20 protein-coding genes, 1 pseudogene and 1 other annotated feature are annotated in these 21,197 nt (G+C 45.0%); of the genes and pseudogenes, 11 read left to right on the forward strand and 10 right to left on the reverse strand.

Features of this window, described 5'->3' with window-relative positions; genetic code table 11:
- Positions 1–20 precede the first annotated feature (20 nt).
- The 4 genes and pseudogenes from M1D65_RS19125 to M1D65_RS19140 all read left to right on the forward strand — a co-directional run bounded on the left by M1D65_RS19125 (position 21) and on the right by M1D65_RS19140 (position 2,605).
- On the forward strand, positions 21–407 hold the full coding sequence (locus M1D65_RS19125; RefSeq protein WP_003227375.1) for a CidA/LrgA family holin-like protein: 387 nt from the start codon (positions 21–23) through the stop codon (positions 405–407).
- Positions 389–1,066, forward strand: coding sequence for a CidB/LrgB family autolysis modulator (locus tag M1D65_RS19130; protein ID WP_003227371.1), 678 nt, complete (start codon positions 389–391; stop codon positions 1,064–1,066). The genes M1D65_RS19125 and M1D65_RS19130 overlap by 19 nt, the downstream gene beginning before the upstream one ends.
- Before the next feature lie 104 nt (positions 1,067–1,170).
- Positions 1,171–2,374: pseudogene (locus tag M1D65_RS19135) on the forward strand (MFS transporter).
- 33 nt (positions 2,375–2,407) lie between these two features.
- On the forward strand, positions 2,408–2,605 hold the full coding sequence (locus M1D65_RS19140) for a YwbE family protein (RefSeq protein ID WP_015385004.1): 198 nt from the start codon (positions 2,408–2,410) through the stop codon (positions 2,603–2,605).
- A gap of 33 nt (positions 2,606–2,638) precedes the next feature.
- Here M1D65_RS19140 and M1D65_RS19145 read toward each other — a convergent pair whose 3' ends face one another.
- Positions 2,639–3,826 (reverse strand): class I SAM-dependent rRNA methyltransferase, encoded by a 1,188-nt coding sequence (locus M1D65_RS19145; protein ID WP_064671795.1) that lies wholly within the window; start codon positions 3,824–3,826, stop codon positions 2,639–2,641.
- A 120-nt stretch (positions 3,827–3,946) separates the two neighbouring features.
- On the opposite strand from M1D65_RS19145, the gene glxA reads away from it, so the two are divergent.
- On the forward strand, positions 3,947–4,327 hold the full coding sequence (gene glxA, locus M1D65_RS19150) for a glyoxalase GlxA (RefSeq protein ID WP_003243380.1): 381 nt from the start codon (positions 3,947–3,949) through the stop codon (positions 4,325–4,327).
- A gap of 37 nt (positions 4,328–4,364) precedes the next feature.
- Here the strand turns inward: glxA and M1D65_RS19155 are convergent, their stop codons facing one another.
- Both M1D65_RS19155 and celB read right to left on the reverse strand, forming a co-directional pair.
- Complete coding sequence (locus M1D65_RS19155) at positions 4,365–5,042, reverse strand: DUF2711 domain-containing protein (protein WP_456270388.1); 678 nt, start codon at positions 5,040–5,042, stop codon at positions 4,365–4,367.
- Between the two features lie 78 nt (positions 5,043–5,120).
- Positions 5,121–6,455, reverse strand: a complete 1,335-nt coding sequence (gene celB, locus M1D65_RS19160; protein WP_456270687.1) for a PTS cellobiose transporter subunit IIC — start codon at positions 6,453–6,455, stop codon at positions 5,121–5,123.
- Between the two features lie 227 nt (positions 6,456–6,682).
- Here celB and epr point away from each other — a divergent pair, with 227 nt between their 5' ends.
- From epr to sacY, 3 genes are all read left to right on the forward strand, one after another.
- The gene (epr, locus tag M1D65_RS19165; RefSeq protein WP_456270688.1) at positions 6,683–8,620 is read left to right on the forward strand and encodes a minor protease Epr; all 1,938 of its coding nucleotides are present in this window, start codon (positions 6,683–6,685) and stop codon (positions 8,618–8,620) included.
- 427 nt (positions 8,621–9,047) lie between these two features.
- The gene (sacX, locus tag M1D65_RS19170; protein WP_163135956.1) at positions 9,048–10,427 is read left to right on the forward strand and encodes a SacY negative regulator SacX; all 1,380 of its coding nucleotides are present in this window, start codon (positions 9,048–9,050) and stop codon (positions 10,425–10,427) included.
- Between the two features lie 53 nt (positions 10,428–10,480).
- Positions 10,481–11,323: a transcription antiterminator SacY gene (gene sacY, locus M1D65_RS19175; RefSeq protein ID WP_003227349.1), complete on the forward strand. Its 843-nt coding sequence runs from the start codon at positions 10,481–10,483 to the stop codon at positions 11,321–11,323.
- Between the two features lie 48 nt (positions 11,324–11,371).
- On the opposite strand, the gene M1D65_RS19180 is transcribed toward sacY, so the two are convergent.
- Both M1D65_RS19180 and M1D65_RS19185 read right to left on the reverse strand, forming a co-directional pair.
- A complete protein-coding gene (locus tag M1D65_RS19180; RefSeq protein ID WP_003242748.1) occupies positions 11,372–12,232 on the reverse strand; it encodes a glycosyltransferase family 8 protein in 861 nt (286 codons plus the stop codon).
- 109 nt (positions 12,233–12,341) lie between these two features.
- Entirely contained in the window at positions 12,342–13,055 is a 714-nt protein-coding gene (locus tag M1D65_RS19185; RefSeq protein ID WP_064671791.1) for a YwaF family protein, read from the reverse strand.
- 149 nt (positions 13,056–13,204) lie between these two features.
- Here M1D65_RS19185 and ywaE point away from each other — a divergent pair, with 149 nt between their 5' ends.
- From ywaE to ywaD, 3 genes are all read left to right on the forward strand, one after another.
- Entirely contained in the window at positions 13,205–13,720 is a 516-nt protein-coding gene (gene ywaE, locus M1D65_RS19190; RefSeq protein WP_064671790.1) for a tyrZ transcriptional regulator YwaE, read from the forward strand.
- Positions 13,715–13,929 (forward strand) — a binding site (T-box leader). It overlaps the preceding gene by 6 nt.
- 41 nt (positions 13,930–13,970) lie before the next feature.
- Positions 13,971–15,212 (forward strand): tyrosine--tRNA ligase, encoded by a 1,242-nt coding sequence (gene tyrS, locus M1D65_RS19195; RefSeq protein WP_456270689.1) that lies wholly within the window; start codon positions 13,971–13,973, stop codon positions 15,210–15,212.
- Between the two features lie 155 nt (positions 15,213–15,367).
- Complete coding sequence (gene ywaD / locus M1D65_RS19200) at positions 15,368–16,735, forward strand: aminopeptidase YwaD (protein WP_456270690.1); 1,368 nt, start codon at positions 15,368–15,370, stop codon at positions 16,733–16,735.
- Between the two features lie 48 nt (positions 16,736–16,783).
- Here ywaD and M1D65_RS19205 read toward each other — a convergent pair whose 3' ends face one another.
- From M1D65_RS19205 to M1D65_RS19225, 5 genes are all read right to left on the reverse strand, one after another.
- On the reverse strand, positions 16,784–17,623 hold the full coding sequence (locus M1D65_RS19205) for a helix-turn-helix transcriptional regulator (RefSeq protein WP_064671788.1): 840 nt from the start codon (positions 17,621–17,623) through the stop codon (positions 16,784–16,786).
- A 66-nt stretch (positions 17,624–17,689) separates the two neighbouring features.
- A complete protein-coding gene (locus M1D65_RS19210) occupies positions 17,690–18,073 on the reverse strand; it encodes a carboxymuconolactone decarboxylase family protein (protein WP_064671787.1) in 384 nt (127 codons plus the stop codon).
- A gap of 6 nt (positions 18,074–18,079) precedes the next feature.
- On the reverse strand, positions 18,080–19,273 hold the full coding sequence (locus tag M1D65_RS19215) for an MFS transporter (protein WP_064671786.1): 1,194 nt from the start codon (positions 19,271–19,273) through the stop codon (positions 18,080–18,082).
- A 129-nt stretch (positions 19,274–19,402) separates the two neighbouring features.
- Entirely contained in the window at positions 19,403–20,035 is a 633-nt protein-coding gene (gene ywaC / locus M1D65_RS19220; protein WP_003244564.1) for a GTP pyrophosphokinase YwaC, read from the reverse strand.
- Positions 20,036–20,176: 141 nt separating this feature from the next.
- On the reverse strand, positions 20,177–21,112 hold the full coding sequence (locus tag M1D65_RS19225; protein WP_015250916.1) for a 1,4-dihydroxy-2-naphthoate polyprenyltransferase: 936 nt from the start codon (positions 21,110–21,112) through the stop codon (positions 20,177–20,179).
- Positions 21,113–21,197: the final 85 nt, after the last annotated feature.

Consider the following 21,197-nt stretch of genomic DNA (forward strand, 5'->3'; position numbering starts at 1 on the left):
TATATAAGGGAGGCATCAATATGAAAAAACTGTTGCTAACCGTTATTCAAATCGCTCTGTTATTTATATTTGCTCGGCTGATTAATTGGGTGACAGCCCTTCTTCATATAAATATTCCCGGCAGTATAATAGGGATTGTGATTCTTTTCACATTATTGCACTTTAACATTATCAAGCTTGAATGGATCGAGCTTGGTGCAGCGTGGCTTCTCGGGGAGCTGCTTTTATTTTTTATCCCGTCTGCCGTCGGAGTGATTGAATACGGAGACATTATGTCGAAATTTGGTGTCAGCATCCTGCTTGTTGTCATCATCAGCACGTTTGTCGTGATGGTGTCTACAGGAACGCTTACACAACTCATTGCAAAGAGAAAGGAGAAAAAGCATACGTGTTCATCGGAATTGTAAGTTTGTTTTTAACGGTTTTGGTGTATTTAGGAGCAAAAAAGGTATATCAACGCTTTCCGCGTGTTTATACGTCGCCGCTATTGGTGACGCCCGCTGTATTAGTCGGTCTGCTGCTGCTGGTGAATGTCCCGTACGAGTCCTATAATCTCGGCGGCGGATTGCTGACCGATATGCTACAGCCGGCCACCGTGGCATTCGCGATCCCGTTATATAAATATTTCCCTGTTTTAAAGAAATACGCAGTGGAAATTATTTTGAATGTGGCCGTCGGTTCATGCATCGCGATTATTTCTACCGCTCTTATTGCGAAATGGCTTCACCTCGGCACCGGCTTAATTGACAGCCTCGTCCCGAGATCAGTGACAACGCCGATCGCGATGAACGTATCTGAAATGATCGGCGGAATGCCTGCCGTCACAGCCGTGTTTGTGATTTTAACCGCTTTGCTCGGCACAGTGATCGGCCCGATGGTCATCCGCTATTTCCGTATTGATAACGAAATCGCGCGGGGCGTGCTGCTTGGCACAAGCGCACACGGAGCGGGAACGTCAAAGGCATTTGAGCTCAGCTCTGTGTCCGGCACGATTTCCAGCGTGTCGATGATCTTGGCTGCGATTATGACGCTTTGCGCTGCACCATTTTTGCTTTCATTTATGTAAAAAAACTGTCCTCTCGAGGGCAGTTTTTTTTATGTGCTTCCCCTTATTGAAAAGCTGGCGAATTCCAATATAATGTATTTGTGGATACCAAAGGAGGCACCCTGATGCACAACTTGCAGGTGAGGCGGCATTATGCCGCGTTAAAAGGATTTTATTTGTTTGCTTTTCTCGGTACGGGCAGCATAATTCCCTTACTCAGTATGTATTTAACGAAGGAACAGCATTTAAGTGGATCACAGGTCGGCTTGATCATGTCACTGGGCCCGATTGTGATGATTTTCTTTCAGCCGTTTTGGGGCATGCTGAGCGACTATACGCAAAAAACGAAAGGCCTGCTGGCGGTTTGCACATCAATCACAGGCATCATTGGATTAGCCTATATTGCATTTGACAGTTTCCCTCTGTTTATTTTGATTGCGGCCTGTTTTGCAGCCTTTCAAAGCACGATTATTCCACTTTCGGACAGCATTTCACTAAGGTACACACAAGAAACAAACGGCAACTACGGCGGAATCCGCCTGTTTGGTTCTCTCGGCTTCGGCGTCGCGGTGTTTGCCATGGGACAGGTAACGAACCAGCTGTACCCCATTCACGTGATCTTTATCTTTGGCTGTGCCTTTCTGTGCATTGCTGCCTTATTGGCTTCACAAATGCCCGGCCAGCAGAAAACAAAAACAAAGGTCAATATCCGCAAAGGATTCCGGGAGCTTATCAGCAACAAAACCTTCCTCATCTTTATGATCATCACCTTTACGACATTTGCTCCAAACTTAGCGAACAATACGTATTTCAGTCTTTTTCTGGACAAAAGCGGCGCGTCACTTTCCGCTATCGGCATTTTATTTTTCATCGGCGTGATTTCAGAAATTCCATTTATGAGATTCGCCCAAACATTTATAGATAAAATGGGGCTGCTCAACGTCATTATGCTGTCAGGCGGAGTCTCATTATTCAGGTGGGCGCTCTATTTCACGGCGCCTTCACTATGGATCATTTATGCGACGGTCTTTCTTCAGGGAGTGGCCATCGGTTTATTTATCCCGGCGGCGCTTCAATATGTGAAAAAGATTACCCCAAGACACGTTGAAGCGACGGCGCTGACTATGTACGCCGCCATTGGCAACGGGTTCGGCAACTGGTTCTGCACATTTGCAGGCGGGTACATTTTTGACTACGTGTCGATTTTCGCAGTCTACTTGCTTTTTGGCATTCTGAGCATAGCAGGCTTTGGCCTGACATTATATTTAATGAAGGCTGAAAAAAAACAAACATACACTTCATCAGCCGGCTGTTACTTTTAAACCATAATGACTATAATGAACAAAAGAAAGGATGTGCGTTATGAACGGGCAAGAGCGAAACAGCATTTCGAAAGGGTTGCAGGTTGATATTGTATTGAAAGCAGATCAAAAAACAGGAAAACTGACGAGAGGGACAGTGAAGGATATTTTGACGAAATCAAGCTTTCATCCGCATGGCATTAAAGTCCGGCTTGAAGATGGCCGCATCGGCCGCGTCCAGCAGATCATTTCTACATAAAAAAAGCTGCCCCTGAACAGGGCAGCTTTTTCATTATTTTTTCTGCAGAAGGACCACTTTCAGGTAGTTGCCTTCCGGAAATGCCGAAATCGTTTTGAAATCCTCCGGCAGCGTAAATTCCTCAATGATGGTGTAGCGTTCGTTTGTTTCTTTAAATGCGGCATCGATAAAGCCTTTGAATTTCTTCATGCCAAAGGCGCTGCTGTTTGTAGAGGCAACAATGACACCCTTGTCAGCAGTGATGGCGATCGTTTCCTTCAGCAGGTTTTTATAATCCTTGGCCGCGCTGAAGGTGCGTTTTTTTGTGCGCGCAAAGGAAGGCGGATCGAGAATAATCAGATCAAAGCGCAAATCCTTTTTTGCAGCATATGAAAAATAGTTAAACACGTCCATCACTTTAATGTCGTGCGCTTCGTAATCCAGCTTGTTCACGCTGAATTGCTCGATCGTTTTGGCCAGGCTTCGGTTTGCCACGTCAACGCTTGTTGTTTTCTCCGCTCCGCCAAGCGCCGCTGCCACGGAGAATGCACCCGTATAAGAAAACGTATTTAAAACGGTTTTCCCTTTTGCATAGCGGTCTCTGATCGCCTTGCGCACATGTCTCTGATCCAAAAAGATGCCCGTCATGGCGCCTTCATTCAGATCCACCGCATATTGAATGCCATTCTCCTGGATGATGATCGGGAACTCGCCTCTTCTCCCTTTCACGAAGTCATCATCTTCAACGTATTGTCCAGCTGTGTCGAAGCGTTTCTTCTCGTAAATCGCTTTATAATCAAGATCCATCTCATCCAATGCGGAAATCAGCATGTCTTTAAAGGTGTAAATCCCCTTGCTGTACCATTGAATCAGCAGGTAGCCGTCATAATAGTCGATGGTGACGCCCCCGACACCGTCGCCCTCACCGTTGAACAGGCGGAAAGCTGTTGTATCTTGAGCCTCAAATAGTTTGGCGCGCGCTTGGGCCGCTTTTGTTAATTTGGTGAGAAAAAATGCCTGGTCAACCCGTTCATGTTTATTGCGGGTAAGCGTCCAGCCGACCCCTTTGTTTTGCAGGCCGTAATAGCCCCGCGCGAGAAACTCGCCGCTCTCAGACACGATATCAACGAGGTCTCCTTCTTTCATGTGCCCCGCACTCCCTGCGAGAGCTTCTTTTTCAATAAGGGGATAGCCTTTTTTTATTTTGGCAGCGTGTGCTTTTTTTAGGGTGAGTAGCTTCATATATGTCGTCCTCTTTCCGTTTGCTTTCTCTTATGGTACCACAAAACGCCAAGATGTCTGCATTGACAGAAAGGAAAGGTTTTTCTACGATAGACAAAAAGAGTTACGAGGAGGAGCAGCATGGCAAAACGAATTGACCATACAGGCATCATGGTAAGAGATATTAACGCGTCCATCACATTTTATGAAGAGGTACTAGGCATGAAATTGAAGGATCGCATCACACATACGAACGGTGTAATCGAGCTTGCTTTTCTCGGCTTTGAAGACGGCCCGGAAACAGAAATCGAACTGATTCAAGGCTACAGCAGCGAGCTTCCTGCTGAAGGAAAAGTGCACCACATTGCCCTGCTGACTGATGACATCGCGGCTGAATATACAAAAGCGGAAAAAATGAACGCAAAATTTATCGACGAGGAGATCACAACACTTCCAAACGGATACCGTTATTTCTATATCGAAGGCCCTGACGGTGAGTGGATTGAGTTCTTTCAGCGGTAAAAATAAAGAACGTACATTTTGTGATGTACGTTCTTTTTTATCTATACCAACTGATATACGTTGACTCATCGCAAATCATAGCTTCCCAGCCCATACGCTCAACCAATTCATGGATGTTTTTATCTTTGGCTAAAAAGACATTAATGAATGAGTCATATACACTCATAAACACAAAGTCCATTTTCTCATCAGTTAAAACGAGCTCTGCTGCGGCTTCATCAAGAACCGTCCGCAAGTTGGCTTCAGTTATGTCCAAAACGCCGCGGTTTTCCACAATCGGTTCTGCGTAATAAAACCGATTGGATCCGTTCGCACCTAATACCTTTACCAAACTCGGAATATGAAAATTTGAAATATGATCCTCACTGGGATAATAGAGGTCTCCATTTATGTTTTCATATAACACCTCAGCCAAATCCTCTCTCGCGAACTCGTCCCTTAAAGCGCCTATCGACGTCATTAAAGCTAGCGCCAGCTCAGCATGTGTTTGAAAGCAACAAGAAGACATAACCTTCTTCCAGGAAACAGCCTTGCCTATTCCTCTTATTTCATCATCGTTTGGATAAATATGTTCATAATCATTTTTTCTTTTTGCATTTCCCCATCCTTCAGGCATTTGGATAAAAGGAGAAAAGATAATAGCAGCAGATGAGTATTCAACTGGTACTTGTTGTAAGGTTGGTGATTCGTCATCTAACCATATATAATCTAGCATGCGCACCTCCTTTACATATTCTAACATTCTCTTTCATTTAAAAGGAGATGATCAGCCCTATGACAGGCTGATCATCTATCACATCACATTTTTATCCCCAGATTCAACCGCACTCTCTTCCCGCCATTTTTGATGATCCCATATTCTGAAAAACGGATAGTAGATAGCACAGGTGATCAGCAGATTTACCAGCTGCATAACGGCGCCCGACACCTTTCCGCCTGTCGCCAGGTAACCTGATATGAGCGGCGGCATCGTCCATGGCACCGCGATTCCGGCCGGTCTTGCCACCAGCCCGGTGCTCATGCCGATATAAGTCGCGGTAATCGTGAGGAGAGGTGCGATGATAAATGGGACAATAAGGAGCGGATTCATGACAATCGGCATGCCGAAAATGATCGGCTCGTTGATATTAAATAGCGCAGGGCCGATTCCTAATCGTCCAAGCTGCTTCATTTGTTTGCTCCGGGAGCGCACAAGCATCGTCAGGACAAGCGCCAACGTCGCCCCGCTTCCGCCGACATTGATCCAAATTTGAAAAAACTGAGTCGTAAAAATACTCGGCAACACCTCGCCCGCTTGGAAGGCAAGACGGTTGGCATCCATCGCGCCGTACCAAATCGGCGCCATGATTCCGCCAATGATGGAAGCCCCGTGAATCCCGCACGACCAAAGCAGCATCTGCACAAATTCAGCGATCAGGCTTCCGCCGAGACTGCCGCCAAGGATGGAAAGCGGTGTCCCAAGCAGGTCTCCTACGACATTGTGCAGACTCTGAAAAGGTGTCATTTCAATCAAAAGGCGCGCCAGCCACACGAGAAACACAATGATAAAGCCGGGAATCAGCGCGACAAACGATTTGCTTACCGCAGGCGGCACACCGTCTGGCATTTTGAAGACGATATTTTTTTGAATAATGTACCGATAGATTTCGGTTGAAAACAAGGCGATCAGCATGGCGACAAATAAGCCCTTGCTGCCGAGCAGCGTGATCGGGATTCCGCCCCCTACCATGATGGACTCCGTTGAGCCATGCGGTGTAAACGGCACCTCAAACGGCGTTGCCAGCAGAAATGCGGCAATTGAAATCGCTCCGGCAGAAAGGGCATCGACACCATAGCTTTCTGCCAGCCGATAGGCGATCCCAAAAGCGGCAATCATCGCCATAATATCAAACGATGCGTTAACAGGATATCCGAGCTTATCAGCCCACTCTTTCCCAAACACACTCGCCATGAAATCAGCATACCCCGGAATCGGCAGGCTCGTTAAAATCAAGAAGACAGACCCGATAATAATCAGCGGCATGGTCAGGATAATTCCGTCACGCAAAGCGCTGAGATGCCGCTGCCCGGCAATTTTCCCGGCGACAGGCATTATTTTTTCCTCCATCACCCGAGTGAATGTGCTCATCTTAAAAGCCCCCTTTTCTCATTGCTTTGTGAACAACCTCCGCAATGTTTTCTTTATCTTATTTTGAAAACGCTTACAAATTCATTTGGAAAATTTCCTGTTCATGCGGAAAAAATCTGTATTTTGCTAAACAACCCTGCCCATGAAAATTTTTTTCCTTCTTACTATTAATCTCTCTTTTTTTCTCCGATATATATATCAAACATCATAGAAAAAGGAGATGAATCATGAAAAACATGTCTTGCAAACTTGTTGTATCAGTCACTTTGTTTTTCAGTTTTCTCGCCATAGGCCCTCTCGCTCATGCGCAAAACAGCAGCGAGAAAGAGGTTATTGTGGTTTATAAAAACAAGGCCGGAAAGGAAACCATCCTGGATAGTGATGCTGATGTTGAACAGCAGTATAAGCATCTTCCCGCGGTAGCGGTCACAGCAGACCAGGAGACAGTAAAAGAATTAAAGCAGGATCCTGATATTTTGTATGTAGAAAACAACGTATCATTTACCGCAGCAGACAGCACGGATTTCAAAGTGCTGTCAGACGGCACTGACACCTCTGACAACTTTGAGCAATGGAACCTTGAGCCCATTCAGGTGAAACAGGCTTGGAAGGCAGGACTGACAGGAAAAAATATCAAAATTGCCGTCATTGACAGCGGGATCTCCCCCCACGATGACCTGTCGATTGCCGGCGGGTATTCAGCTGTCAGTTATACCTCTTCTTACAAAGATGATAACGGCCACGGAACACATGTCGCAGGGATTATCGGAGCCAAGCATAACGGCTACGGAATTGACGGCATCGCACCGGAAGCACAAATATACGCGGTTAAAGCGCTTGATCAGAACGGCTCGGGGGATCTTCAAAGCCTTCTCCAAGGAATTGACTGGTCGATCGCAAACGGGATGGACATCGTCAATATGAGCCTTGGCACGACGTCAGACAGCAAAATCCTTCATGACGCCGTGAACAAAGCATATGAACAAGGCGTTCTGCTTGTTGCCGCAAGCGGTAACGACGGAAACGGTAAGCCAGTGAATTATCCGGCGGCATACAGCAGTGTCGTTGCGGTTTCAGCAACAAACGAAAAGAATCAGCTTGCCTCCTTTTCAACAACTGGAGATGAAGTTGAATTTTCAGCACCGGGGACAAACATCACAAGCACTTACTTAAACCAGTATTATGCAACGGGAAGCGGAACATCCCAAGCGACACCGCACGCCGCTGCCATGTTTGCCTTGTTAAAACAGCGTGATCCTGCCGAGACAAACGTCCAGCTTCGCGAGGAAATGCGGAAAAACATCGTTGATCTTGGTACCGCAGGCCGCGATCAGCAATTTGGCTACGGCTTAATCCAGTATAAAGCACAGGCAACAGATTCAGCGTACGCGGCAGCAGAGCAAGCGGTGAAAAAAGCGGAACAAACAAAAGCACAAATCGATATCAACAAAGCGCGAGAACTCATCAGCCAGCTGCCGGGCTCCGACGCCAAAACTGCCCTGCACAAAAGACTGGATAAAGTACAGTCATACAGAAATGTAAAAGATGCGAAAGACAAAGTCGCAAAGGCAGAAAAATATAAAACACAGCAAACCGTTGACACAGCACAAACTGCCATCAACAAGCTGCCAAACGGAACAGACAAAAAGAACCTTCAAAAACGCTTAGACCAAGTAAAACGATACATCGCGTCAAAGCAAGCGAAAGACAAAGTTGCGAAAGCGGAAAAAAGCAAAAAGAAAACAGATGTGGACAGCGCACAATCAGCAATTGGCAAGCTGCCTGCAAGTTCAGAAAAAACGTCCCTGCAGAAACGCCTTAACAAAGTGAAGAGCACCAATTTGAAGACGGCACAGCAATCCGTATCTGCGGCTGAAAAGAAATCAACTGATGCAAATGCGGAAAAAGCACAATCAGCCGTCAATCAGCTTCAAGCAGGCAAGGACAAAACAGCATTGCAAAAACGGTTAGACAAGGTGAAGAAAAAGGTGGCGGCGGCTGAAGCAAAAAAAGTCGAAACTGCCAAGGCAAAAGTGAAGAAAGCGGAAAAAGACAAAACAAAGAAATCAAAGACATCCGCTCAGTCTGCAGTGAATCAATTAAAAGCATCCCATGAAAAAACAAAGCTGCAAAAACGGCTGAACGCCGTCAAACCGAAAAAGTAACCAAAAACCTTTAAGACTTACATTCCAGGTCTTAAAGGTTTTTTACATTCTAAGAACATCACACACAACCTTTTTCCCATCCATTGTACAGGCTTTTCATACTATTGCTATAGAGCCATGAACAGCATAAAATGAACGTTATTACAGTTATCACCACATATGGCGGGATTGTGACTGGGCAGGCAGGCAAGACCCAATGATGCAAAGGGAGTATTAATGCCTAAAAAGCAGGGCATTTTAACTCTTCTTTTCGTGTTGGGCTCATAACGGCGCCTTGGACAACCCCCTATTCTCATGCTCCGTCGTCGACGCGGGCATTTTTGTCATTTTCAGCCGGTATTTCTCACTTTTTTCATTTTGATTGTCAACTTTTCATTTGATACGATGAACAAGCCGACTTTTCTTCAGCAAAGGAGGTTTTGATTGCTTGCATAAAGAGATTGCAAAAGAATTACTGCTGCTCGCAGGAGGAAAAAACAATGTTATCAGCATCAGCCATTGTACGACCCGTCTTCGTTTTGATGTAAAGGACGAGACGAAAATTGATATACATGCCATTGAGAACCTGCAAGGTGTGCAGGGCACCTTTTTCCGTTATGGGCTTTTCCAGATTATCTTCGGAGCAGGCGTCGTCAACAAAATATATAAAGAAGTCGTTCATGTATGGGAGAACGCGCCTTCTGAAGAACCTGTCCACCAGAAAAAAGCCAGCCGGAAGCTGAACCCTGCCGCAGCTTTTGCGAAAACACTGTCCGATATTTTTGTGCCGATTATTCCGGCAATAACAGCAAGCGGCCTGCTCATGGGGCTGATCGGCATGATTAAAGTGTTTCACTGGTTCGCTGCCGGCAGCCCATGGATTAAAATGCTCGACCTCGTGTCCAGCACAGCCTTTATTTTACTGCCGATTTTAGTCGGCTTCAGTGCTGCACGGCAATTTGGCAGCAACCCATACCTAGGGGCAGTGATTGCAGGGCTTTTGACGCATCCTGATCTGCTGGACCCGTCTATGCTCGGCAGCAAAACCCCGTCTTCTTTAGACATATGGGGGCTTCATATCCCAATGATGGGCTATCAGGGTTCCATGATACCGATTCTTCTTTCCGTTTTTGTCATGAGCAAAATTGAGAAGCTATTAAAATCGATTGTGCCGAAGTCGCTTGATGTCGTGATCATTCCCTTTATTACGGTCATGGTGACAGGATGCCTCGCGCTGATTGTGATGAATCCCGCCGCGTCCATCATCGGCCAGATCATGACACAATCGATCGTCTATATTTATGATCACGCCGGCATTGCCGCCGGAGCTCTTTTCGGCGGCATCTACTCCACCATCGTCCTATCTGGATTGCATCATAGCTTTTATGCAATTGAGGCAACGCTGCTTGCTAATCCGCATGTCGGTGTCAACTTTTTAGTGCCGATATGGTCGATGGCGAATGTGGCCCAAGGCGGAGCGGGGCTTGCGGTATTCCTCAAAACGAAACAATCAAGCCTGAAGAAAATTGCGCTCCCCGCTTCTCTGACCGCGTTTTTAGGCATTGTTGAGCCGATTGTATTCGGGGTAAATCTCAAATTGATCCGTCCCTTTATCGGAGCAGCCATCGGCGGTGCTATTGGCGGAGCATACGTGGTTGCGGTACAAGTTGTGGCAAATTCATACGGACTGACAGGCATTCCGATGATTTCAATCGTGCTGCCGTTTGGCGCCGCTAATTTTGTTCATTATATGATCGGTTTCTTGATCGCAGCCGTCTCTGCTTTTATAGCTACATTGTTTCTCGGGTTTAAAGAAGAGACAGAATAACTGGATTTATTCGTTTTCATTCATAAAACGGGGGATGAAAGGACAAAAAAGCTATGAAAATTAAAAGAATCTTAAATCATAATGCTATCGTCGTAAAGGATCAAAATGAAGAGAAGATTCTCTTAGGTGCAGGAATTGCGTTTAACAAAAAGAAGAATGATATTGTCGATCCGTCAAAAATAGAAAAAACCTTTATCAGAAAAGATACACCTGACTATAAGCAGTTCGAAGAGATTTTAGAAACATTGCCTGAAGACCACATTCAGATTTCTGAGCAAATTATCTCTCATGCCGAAAAAGAGCTGAATATCAAAATCAACGAGCGCATTCATGTCGCTTTTTCAGACCATCTTTCCTTTGCGATTGAACGCCTGAGCAATGGGATGGTTATCAAAAATCCGCTGCTGAATGAAATCAAAGTCCTTTATCCAAAGGAGTTCCAGATCGGCTTATGGGCCAGAACACTGATTAAAGATAAACTGGGGATTCACATTCCTGATGATGAAATCGGCAATATCGCCATGCATATCCACACAGCAAGAAACAATGCCGGCGATATGACACAAACGCTTGATATTACAACAATGATCCGTGATATTATCGAGATTATCGAAATTCAATTGTCTATTAATATCGTTGAAGATACCATCTCTTATGAACGGCTTGTGACCCATCTCCGCTTTGCCATTCAGCATATCAAAGCAGGCGAATCCATTTACGAGCTGGACGCAGAAATGATCGACATCATTAAAGAGAAGTTTAAGGATGCCTTCCTGTGTGCCCTAAGCATCGGCACCTTTGTGAAGAAGGAGTACGGCTTTGAGTTTCCTGAAAAAGAATTATGCTACATCGCCATGCATATTCAGCGGTTCTACCAACGGTCAGTCGCACGCTGAGACAAAAAAAACGCTTTTGATCATCTCAAAAGCGTTTTTTTATCTAATTTATTGGTTGATCGCCGGATTCCCAATCGTATTCCACTTCGTATAGGACATGTAATGGAAATACTCATCGCGATACGGATGTTTTGTATTGGAGTTCCAAGGCTTTTCTCCGCCGCAGAAGTGCACGATTGCCGGGTTTTCTCTCGTTTCATTATATTGCTTCCGCCCTAACAGAGTCGATGGGGTTTTCAGCTTTAACATGATATAGGTTTGAGCGTTCCAGCGCGGATGAAGTTCATACCACTGATCATACAAGATCGCATTCAGTGCATCTTGGTCATGCAGCACAAGAAAGTCTTCGTCTGGGTGTTCATTGATAAAGTTGATGACTTTCTCTGTGATGTTTTGCTTTCTCCAAGACTCAAAATCAATAATCATGATACCTGAGTTAAAATACTTCCCTGTATCAGTGACGTTCATTTCTTTCAGTCGTTCATGCTGCCCCGCATCCTCAACAGCGGCTACGGTGTATGGCGCAATGTCTAAGTCCCATAGCTTAGAAATATCCTCTAGGACAAGCGCATCACAATCGATGTAAATCATTCGTTTGATGCTTTCATCCTTAATTAAGTCGGGAATCGAAATGCGGTAATACGCGGCTTTTGTAATATGGCTGCTCTCTACCGCATGTTCATACATGTTGGTATCCACTTCTAAAAACTCAATCGGCACTCCGAATTTCAAAGTGGTTTCTTCCAGTCTTTTTTTGTTATCAGGCTTAATTCCGCCATCAATGACGTATAATTTTACCTCTCTCTCCTGATCCATGTTAGTCAATAAAGAAACGAACATCCCACCTAAATGACGAGCATAATTATCATCTGCGCATGATACGATATGCATGATTTCATCTTTCCTCAATGGTATTCATCTCCCTTTTTGTTGTACAAGTTACATACCCTTTTTCAAAAAAATAAACACGTTCTCCGACATTTTTTTAAACAGAATGTGTGATACAACAAAAAAGGTGTCATTTTTTGAAGATGCGATAAAGCAAATAAAGAATGAAAAAGCTGGCGATCGTGATGGCTTCAGCCGAGACGATATACCAAGGCCATGGCCCGAGAACATCTAAGAGAGAGGAACCGCCCGGTTTTTTCGTCAAATACATATAATTCGCGCCAAGCCAGCGATCAATCAGAAAAATACAGACGCCGTACACATTAACAAGCAGGACTGTCACCCATAACGAGCGCTGGCCCATTCTGTAGGTGCCAATCACAGCCATCAGCAGACAGGATAAAAACACAGACCCGTGAGAAATAAAAAAGAGGATATATCGGATATGCGGAAATGAAAACATTCCGAGGTCAGGAGTGGCAAGAGCCTGAATCGAACTGCCGATGCCGACAAAAAACAAAAACACAAACAGCTTTCTGCTTTTTGTCACTAACATAATAGCTGACAAATACACCGACAGGTCACTAAGCTGGAGAGGCAATGAAGTGCGCACCGACCACCTGCCCGTGGCGATCATCCATATTTGATAGCCGATTTGCGAACCAAGCAAAAGAAACACAAACAGAGAACGTAAAAACCGGCTGGCCCTCGGCTGCTTGACCCCCTCTTGGAACAAAAACAACAGAATGGCCAAAAGGGCGATAATCGCTAACGTCACTACATGCTCTGTCGAAAACAGATGAAACGGATCATGCTTATAGACGGATTGAACATATTTTTGCAAAACTGCACCCCCGTTTGCGGGTTTTTGTTTATTTTGGCGTTGTTTGGGCTTTTTTTATTCACCGATATATGGGCTTGAAGTTCACATCAGAGTCTGTTACAATTCGTTTCATAGCTAATGATTCTGATAATTTAAGGCAGGCCTAAAAAATGGAACGTTCCCATCAACATCAGCAGCTTCGGAAGGAAGAACACGATACACTTTCTAAGCTCAAACAAATGCCCGTCGAGTCACTCAACCTAGAAGCAATTTCGATCGCTACGAATCTGTATCGGTCTGCACAAAGGCTCCGTGTCAAAATGGAGACTGAGGTTCTTTCTTCCTATAACCTTTCTTGGACCGCTTTCTCCATTCTTTATGATCTATGGGTATGGGGAGCGCTCGAAACGAGAAAAATCGCTGAGCTGTCAGGGATATCTACAGCTACAGCAAGCAACGTGATCAAAACGCTCGAAAAAAAGAGTTTTTGCAGTAAAAGCATCGACACAAGAGATCGGCGACTCGTGTTTGTCTCAATCACCGATTCCGGCAAACAAGCGATCGAAGAACTCTACCCGGAGTTTCACAAAGGGGAAACAGAGCTCATTGCGGGAATGACGAAGGACGAACAGAAAATATTGACAGGGCTGCTTAGAAAGGTAGCTGACAATCTTCATACAACATAAGCTTTGACGGGAATCCAGTAGCGGTTTGTCTCCCTGTTTCAGAGAGCCGGCGGAAGGTGCGAGCCGGCACACAGCAAACGTGAATTACCTCCCCGAGCTTTCTTTGTGAACCTTAAAAGTAGCAAAGAACGGGAAACCGTTATTCGAATGAGCGGAAGACAATGTCTTCAACCAGGGTGGTACCGCGTGCATTGAGCCACGTCCCTTATTGGGATGGGCTCTTTTTTGTGTTTGTAAAAAAGGAGGAAAAATGATGAGAACATTTGAGCAGCTCACAGCGTCACAGCAAAAAGAGGTAGAAAGACAGCTTCAGCTATACATGACAGGCGCCCACGAAGTCATACCGCCGGAGGAATTAAAGGCAAAGCTCGTGAAATCAATTTCCACGGGCACGCCGCTTAAAATTAAGCTCGGATTAGATCCGTCTGCACCGGATGTACATTTGGGCCATACGGTTGTGTTAAATAAGCTTCGCCAATTTCAAGAAAACGGCCACATTGTCCAGCTGTTAATTGGGGATTTCACAGGAAAAATTGGTGATCCGACCGGAAAATCGGCAGCCCGAAAGCAACTGACTGATGAAGAAGTTCAGCACAATGCCAAAACCTACTTTGAGCAATTCGGAAAAGTGCTTGATCCAGAAAAAGTCGAGCTTCACTATAACTCAAAATGGCTGAAAACATTGAATCTGGAAGATGTCATTGAATTAGCAGGGAAAATAACGGTAGCCCGCCTGATGGAGCGCGACGACTTTGAAGAACGCATCGCCATGCAAAAACCAATCTCACTGCATGAATTCTTTTACCCATTGATGCAGGGATATGATTCTGTCGTTCTCGAAAGTGATATTGAATTAGGCGGAACGGATCAGCATTTCAATGTCCTCATGGGACGGCATTTCCAAGAACGATACAACAAAGAAAAACAAGTCGTCATCCTTATGCCGCTCTTGGAAGGCTTGGATGGCGTCGAGAAAATGTCGAAGTCGAAACACAACTACATTGGCATTAACGAACATCCAAACGACATGTACGGAAAAACGATGTCACTGCCCGACAGCCTGATGAAAAAATACATCCACTTGGCGACAGACTTAGAGCTTGAAGAGAAAAAACAGCTCGTAAAAGACTTAGAAACCGGCGCCGTTCATCCGCGTGATGCCAAAATGCTTTTAGCCAAAACAATCGTCCGAATGTATCACGGAGAGAAAGCAGCAGAAGCTGCCGAACACTCGTTTAAAACAGTCTTTCAGGAAAACAGCCTGCCGGAAGATATACCGACCGTAAACTGGAAAGGCGAAAAAACGATAGCGATGATTGATCTGCTCGTCAAGCTAAAACTCCTCTCTTCGAAGAGCGAGGCGCGCCGCATGATTCAAAACGGCGGTGTACGCATCGACGGAGAGAAAATAACAGATATTCACGCCAAAGCAGAGATAAGAGAGAATATGATCATCCAAGTCGGCAAACGCAAGTTTTTAAAGCTCCAATAGTTTGATATTCCGAAACGCTTATGACCCTTCATTCATAAGCGTTTTTTTGCAGGTATAAAGCACTGTCTTTTCAAAAACGCTCTCCATCTTGCAGGAAACTCCTTTAGCATCCCGAAATATTCCCCAACCATACATTTAGGGGAGGTTTATTTTTGATGAAAAAGCTTTTGACTGTCATGACGATGGCTGTTTTAACTGCCGGCACACTGCTCTTGCCGGCACAGAGTGTCACCCCTGCCGCGCACGCTTTACAAATATCAAATAGCGAGCGCGAGCTTCCATTCAAAGCAAAGCATGCGTACTCTACCATTTCTCAGCTAAGTGAAGCAATCGGCCCCAGAATAGCCGGAACTGCAGCTGAAAAAAAGAGTGCCCTATTGATCGCCTCATCCTTGAGAAAATTAAAGCTTGATGTGAAGGTTCAACGATTCAACATTCCTGACCGGCTTGAGGGTACACTGTCTTCAGCAGGACGCGATATTCTTCTCCAAGCGGCGTCGGGCTCAACTCCGACTGAGGAACAAGGGCTGACGGCCCCGCTTTACAATGCGGGATTGGGCTATCAAAAGGACTTTACCGCTGACGCCAAGGGCAAAATCGCCTTGATTTCCAGAGGAGACCTGACTTATTACGAGAAAGCCAAAAATGCCGAAGCCGCCGGAGCGAAAGCTGTCATCATTTATAACAACAAAGAAAGCCTCGTGCCTATGACGCCAAACCTGTCGGGAAATAAAGTCGGCATTCCGGTCGTCGGCATTAAGAAAGAAGACGGCGAAGCACTTACCCAGCAAAAAGAAGCCACCTTAAAACTAAAAGCATTCACAAACCAAACCTCTCAGAACATCATCGGAATTAAAAAACCAAAGAACATCAAACATCCAGACATTGTGTACGTGACGGCCCATTACGACAGTGTTCCTTTTTCACCCGGAGCAAATGACAACGGCTCAGGAACCTCTGTTATGCTGGAGATGGCGCGTGTCTTAAAAAGCGTTCCATCTGATAAAGAAATCCGCTTTATCGCTTTCGGCGCCGAAGAGCTCGGCCTGCTCGGCTCCTCTCACTATGTAGATCATCTATCGGAAAAAGAGCTGAAACGAAGCGAAGTGAACTTCAACTTAGATATGGTAGGCACAAGCTGGGAAAAAGCGTCTGAGTTGTATGTCAACACATTGGACGGCCAATCTAACTATGTTTGGGAATCCAGCCATACGGCTGCTGAAAAAATTGGGTTTGACAGCCTGTCTCTGACACAGGGAGGATCATCTGATCATGTGCCATTCCACGAAGCCGGCATTGATTCCGCCAACTTTATTTGGGGAGACCCGGAAACAGAAGAAGTTGAGCCGTGGTATCATACCCCTGAAGACTCGATTGAACATATCAGCAAAGAACGCCTCCAGCAAGCAGGCGATCTTGTGACAGCCGCTGTCTATGAGGCTGTGAAAAAAGAGAAGAAACCGAAAACCATTAAGAAACAAATGAAGGCCAAAGCAACTGACATTTTTGAAGATATCAAATAAAAAAAGACGGCACTTGGGTGCCGTCTTTTTTTTATAATGATCAGCTGTTTAGCCGTCTATAAGTAAAGCTTTCAGTTTATCAACTGTATTTTCTTTTTCTAACGGCCGATAAATGGTCAGTTTCAAATCAGGAGAGTCATATATTTGTAATGTCATATGCTCCATCACCATTGTTCCGGCTGCCGGGTGATGAAGTACTTTTTCTCCTGCGTGTGTGCCTAATACTTCGTGGTGGTTCCACCATTTTTTAAATTCGGGGCTTCTTTCAGTTAACTCATCGATCAGCTCTTTTATCCATGCTTCCCCAAGAAACCGGCTGGCTGTCGATCGAAACTGTGCGATAAGTTTTTTGGCGTGGCTTTCCCAGTCGTCAAGCAGATTCCGATACTCCTTCGAGGTGAAACATCGCCATATGGCGTTCCTTTCCTTACTGCCCATTTGGCCAAAATTGCCGAACACAGCACAAGCTGCTGTGTTCCAAGCAATAACGTCCCACTTTTCGTCAGTCACATAAACAGGGCAATTGGTTAAATGATCAATAAAGTGCCGCACAGCCAGAGGAAGGCTCTTATTATCTTCATCCTGATCATCTAAAGGAACATGATGGCCAGCCAACAGAAAGACATGACGCTTTTCCTCATAATTCAATTTGAGCACTCTCGATATGCTTTCCAGTACCTGTGTTGATACCCGAATATCCCTTCCCTGCTCCAGCCATGTGTACCATGTGACACCTATACCGGACAGCTGGGCCAATTCCTCTCTTCTCAAGCCTGTTGTTTTCCTTCTGGTGCCCATAGGCAATCCAAATTCTTGCGGAGAAAGCTGTGCCCTTTTCAGTTTTAAAAACTCCCCTAGCTCTTTCCGTTTTTCTGCGATACTGTCCACAACACACTCTCCTTCTGCATAGAATTTCCTATTAGTATTCTACATAAAAAGGAGAAGGTTTTTATATTATTTGTTTCGTTCTGCAAATACTTCCGCGGCCACAGGAAGAATGGTATTCAGTGCATTCGGGAAACCTGAGTAAATAATCATCTGCATCATGACTTCTATGAGTTCTTCTTGTGTCCATCCGACATTCAGGGCTCCGTTAATATAGAATTTTAGCTGCTGGGTATTGCCCAATGCAGTCAATCCAGCAACGGTTGCTAATAATCTGGATTTCAGATCAAGACCTGGTCTTGAAAAAATCTGACCGTAGTTAAACTCCACGGCAAGCACACCAAGGTCTGGAGCGATGGAATGTTTAAAATTGTCCACGATCGCTTCATAGTTCTTCTCATCAATTTGTTTCAGAATATCTAACCCTTTTTTATAACGTTCACTTGTTCGCACCAGCTTCTATCTCCCTTCCAATATCGTTTTTTTAGTAGTACGATTTATGGTAATCCTTGAACTGAAGGCAATACCGACCATGATCATCCCCAGAATACAAACACCGTTCCAATGAAACAGCATCCAGACTGCACCTCCTGCATACGATCCCAAGGCGCCGCCTAAAAACGTGCTGACCATAAAGAGGCCATTCAATCTGCTTCTCATTTCAGCCGACAATTGGAAAATCTCCGCCTGACACGCCACCTGATTCGCCTGAATGCCCATGGTGATGAATAAAGCGCCCAATACAATCACAATCAATGAAGTCTGGCCTGCCATTAATAAAACAAATGACAATAAGGTAAAAGACATACAAAGCTTGTTGGAAAAAGCAGCTCCTTTTTGATCAATAATCCGGCCGATCAGCGGAGTTGCAAAAGCCCCGCCAATTCCCACCAAACCGATTGTTCCGGCAGTCTGGCTGCCAAACGAGAATGGAGGTTCACTCACCATAAACACTAACGTCGTCCAAAATAAACTGAAGGCGCCGAACATGAAGCCTTGGTTTACACATGCTTTTCTTAACACTTTCTCCTTGATCAAAAGCGGAAATAATGAAGAAATGAGTTTTCCGTAATGAAATGCATGTGTCCCTTTGCTTTTCGGAAAGCAGAAGTGAATAATCAACATAATGATGACGGCTGCTGCACAGGCAATCCAATACATCACGCGCCAGCCATAATGGGCATCTATCGCCCCGCTGACCACTCTCGCCCCTAAAATTCCGCAAACCAAGCCGATGGCTACGTTTCCGAGTACTTTTCCTCTGTTCCTGTCATTTGCTAAACCTGCCGCAAACGGCACAAGGATTTGAGGAATAATCGTGAAGAATCCCAATAATAAATTTGTGATGACTAGCCATAGAAAGCTTACAGCTAACGCTGAAGCGGCCGAACAAACCCCCACTAAGAATAGCAGGCTCACAATTAAGCGGCGGCGTTCAAAAAGATCTCCCAATGGAACAAGCAGAAGGTTCCCCGCCGCATAGCCAATCTGCGCCAATGTAGCAATCATTCCAGCTTGTGCCGGCGTCATATGAAACGTGCCTGCCATGCTGACAAGCAATGTTTGATTGATATAGACATTGGCTACCGTAAACCCGCTAGTCACCGCGATAAGAAAAATCAAACCTCTCGATAATGAAATGGAATGGTTCATGTTTACCTCCTTTCTTCATGCATGATAAAGCAGGTTCAATCATGGAAACAGAAGTGAGTTTATACTGGTATAAAAAGTACTAGCAAGCAAAGCAAAAAAGCGAAACCCTGTCAGGCTTCGCTTTTGTTATCAATCCACTTCTTTCTTAATCCCCAGCATTTTCTCATCTAGGTAATGGGCAATCTCCGCGGCTTCCTTCAGCTCATCTGTTAATTGCTTAGGAACATCATTGTTCAATTTATAATAAATTTTATGTTCAAGGCTCGCCCAGAAATCCATCGCGATTGTCCGGATTTGAATTTCTGCTTTGACGTATTCCACACGGTTCGTTAAATTCACAGGCATCTCAATGATTAAATGCAGGCTTCGATAGCCATTCGGTTTGGGTGTCTGGATATAATCCTTTACCTTTACGATTCTCAAATCTTCATGCTGCTTCAACACATTCACGACATTATAAATGTCAGAAATAAAGGAACAGATGATGCGCACGCCGGCAATGTCGTGAATATGCTCCTTCATTTCCTTCGTCGTAATCTCACAGCCCTTTCTCATTAACTTATTCACGATGCTTTCAAAGCTTTTGACACGGGATTTTGTATGTTCAATCGGGTTGTGTCCGTGAATGAGGTTATATTCCTGGCTGATAATTGAGAACTTTGTATCGAGCGCATCTAGCGCAAATTTATAAACTAATAACTCATTTTTCCAATCTTCCATTACTGTTTTTAAATCGTCCATATGTGTTACAGATAAATCCATGTTCGTCATCTCCTTTAACGGAACTTTATCCGCTGTCCATGTACTAGACGTCTCTGTCTGCTGCAAGGTTCTATGAATTTTTTTACAAAATGCGGTCGATTGTAACAAAAAAAGACCGCACGAAACGAGCGGTCTTTTTTATTATCGGAAATAGCTGATCAATAATCCGATCGAGAGCAGGAATCCGAAAAATGTATTTGTTTGGGCTGTTGATTTCATTGCAACAATCATATTCATCGGCATTTCTTTTTGGACGAAACCCTTCACTGCTTGAACCGGCTTAGGCACGCTTAAAAAGACGACAAACAGCCATGGGCTTGCGGCACCGGTAATAACCAAACCGACAACCCAGATATAAGCGACGGCAAACGACGCAGCTAACAGAGTAACAGCTCCCTTATGCCCCATCAAAATCGCCAATGTTTTGCGTCCGCCTTTTTTGTCCTCTTCAATATCACGAATGTTGTTCGACAGGTTAATCGCGCCGACAAGAATCGCAATCGGGATGGAAATCAAAATGCTTTGCGTGTTGATCATATCTGTCTGAATGAAAAACGAAATCAGCACAAACACCGAACCCATGCAAATGCCTGAGAATAATTCACCGAACGGCGTGTACGCAATCGGCAGCGGCCCGCCTGTATACAGGTAGCCGATCGCCATGCCGACAAGGCCGATCAGCGCAAGCCACCAGCTGCTGCTCGCACAAATATAGACACCGAGCAAAATGGCAATCCCGTATGAGGCCAGAGCTAATTGCAAAATCGTTTTAGGCTTCATTCCGTGGCGTACAATTGCCCCTCCGATTCCGACTGATTCTGCTGTATCTAATCCGCGTTTAAAATCATAGTATTCATTAAATAAGTTCGTCGCGATCTGGATCCATAGGCAAGAAAACAGCATAGCCAAAAACAGCAGCAGATCAACCTTCACATAAAACATCGCCAAAACGGTTCCGAGCAGCACAGGCACAAACGATGCGGTTAACGTATGAGGACGGGTTAACTGCCAAAGGATCTGCCCCATGCTTTCTTTTTGCGGCGCTGTCTGACCCTCACCCTTATTTGTTTGGTTCATCTTCCTCTTCCTTTCTATTAAAAGGCTTACTTTTTTTCAGCCGGCAGCTTAATAAAAAACTCCTTTTGCTTCCTTATCTATCATA

The sequence above is a fragment of the Bacillus sp. JZ39 genome, assembly GCF_053903145.1.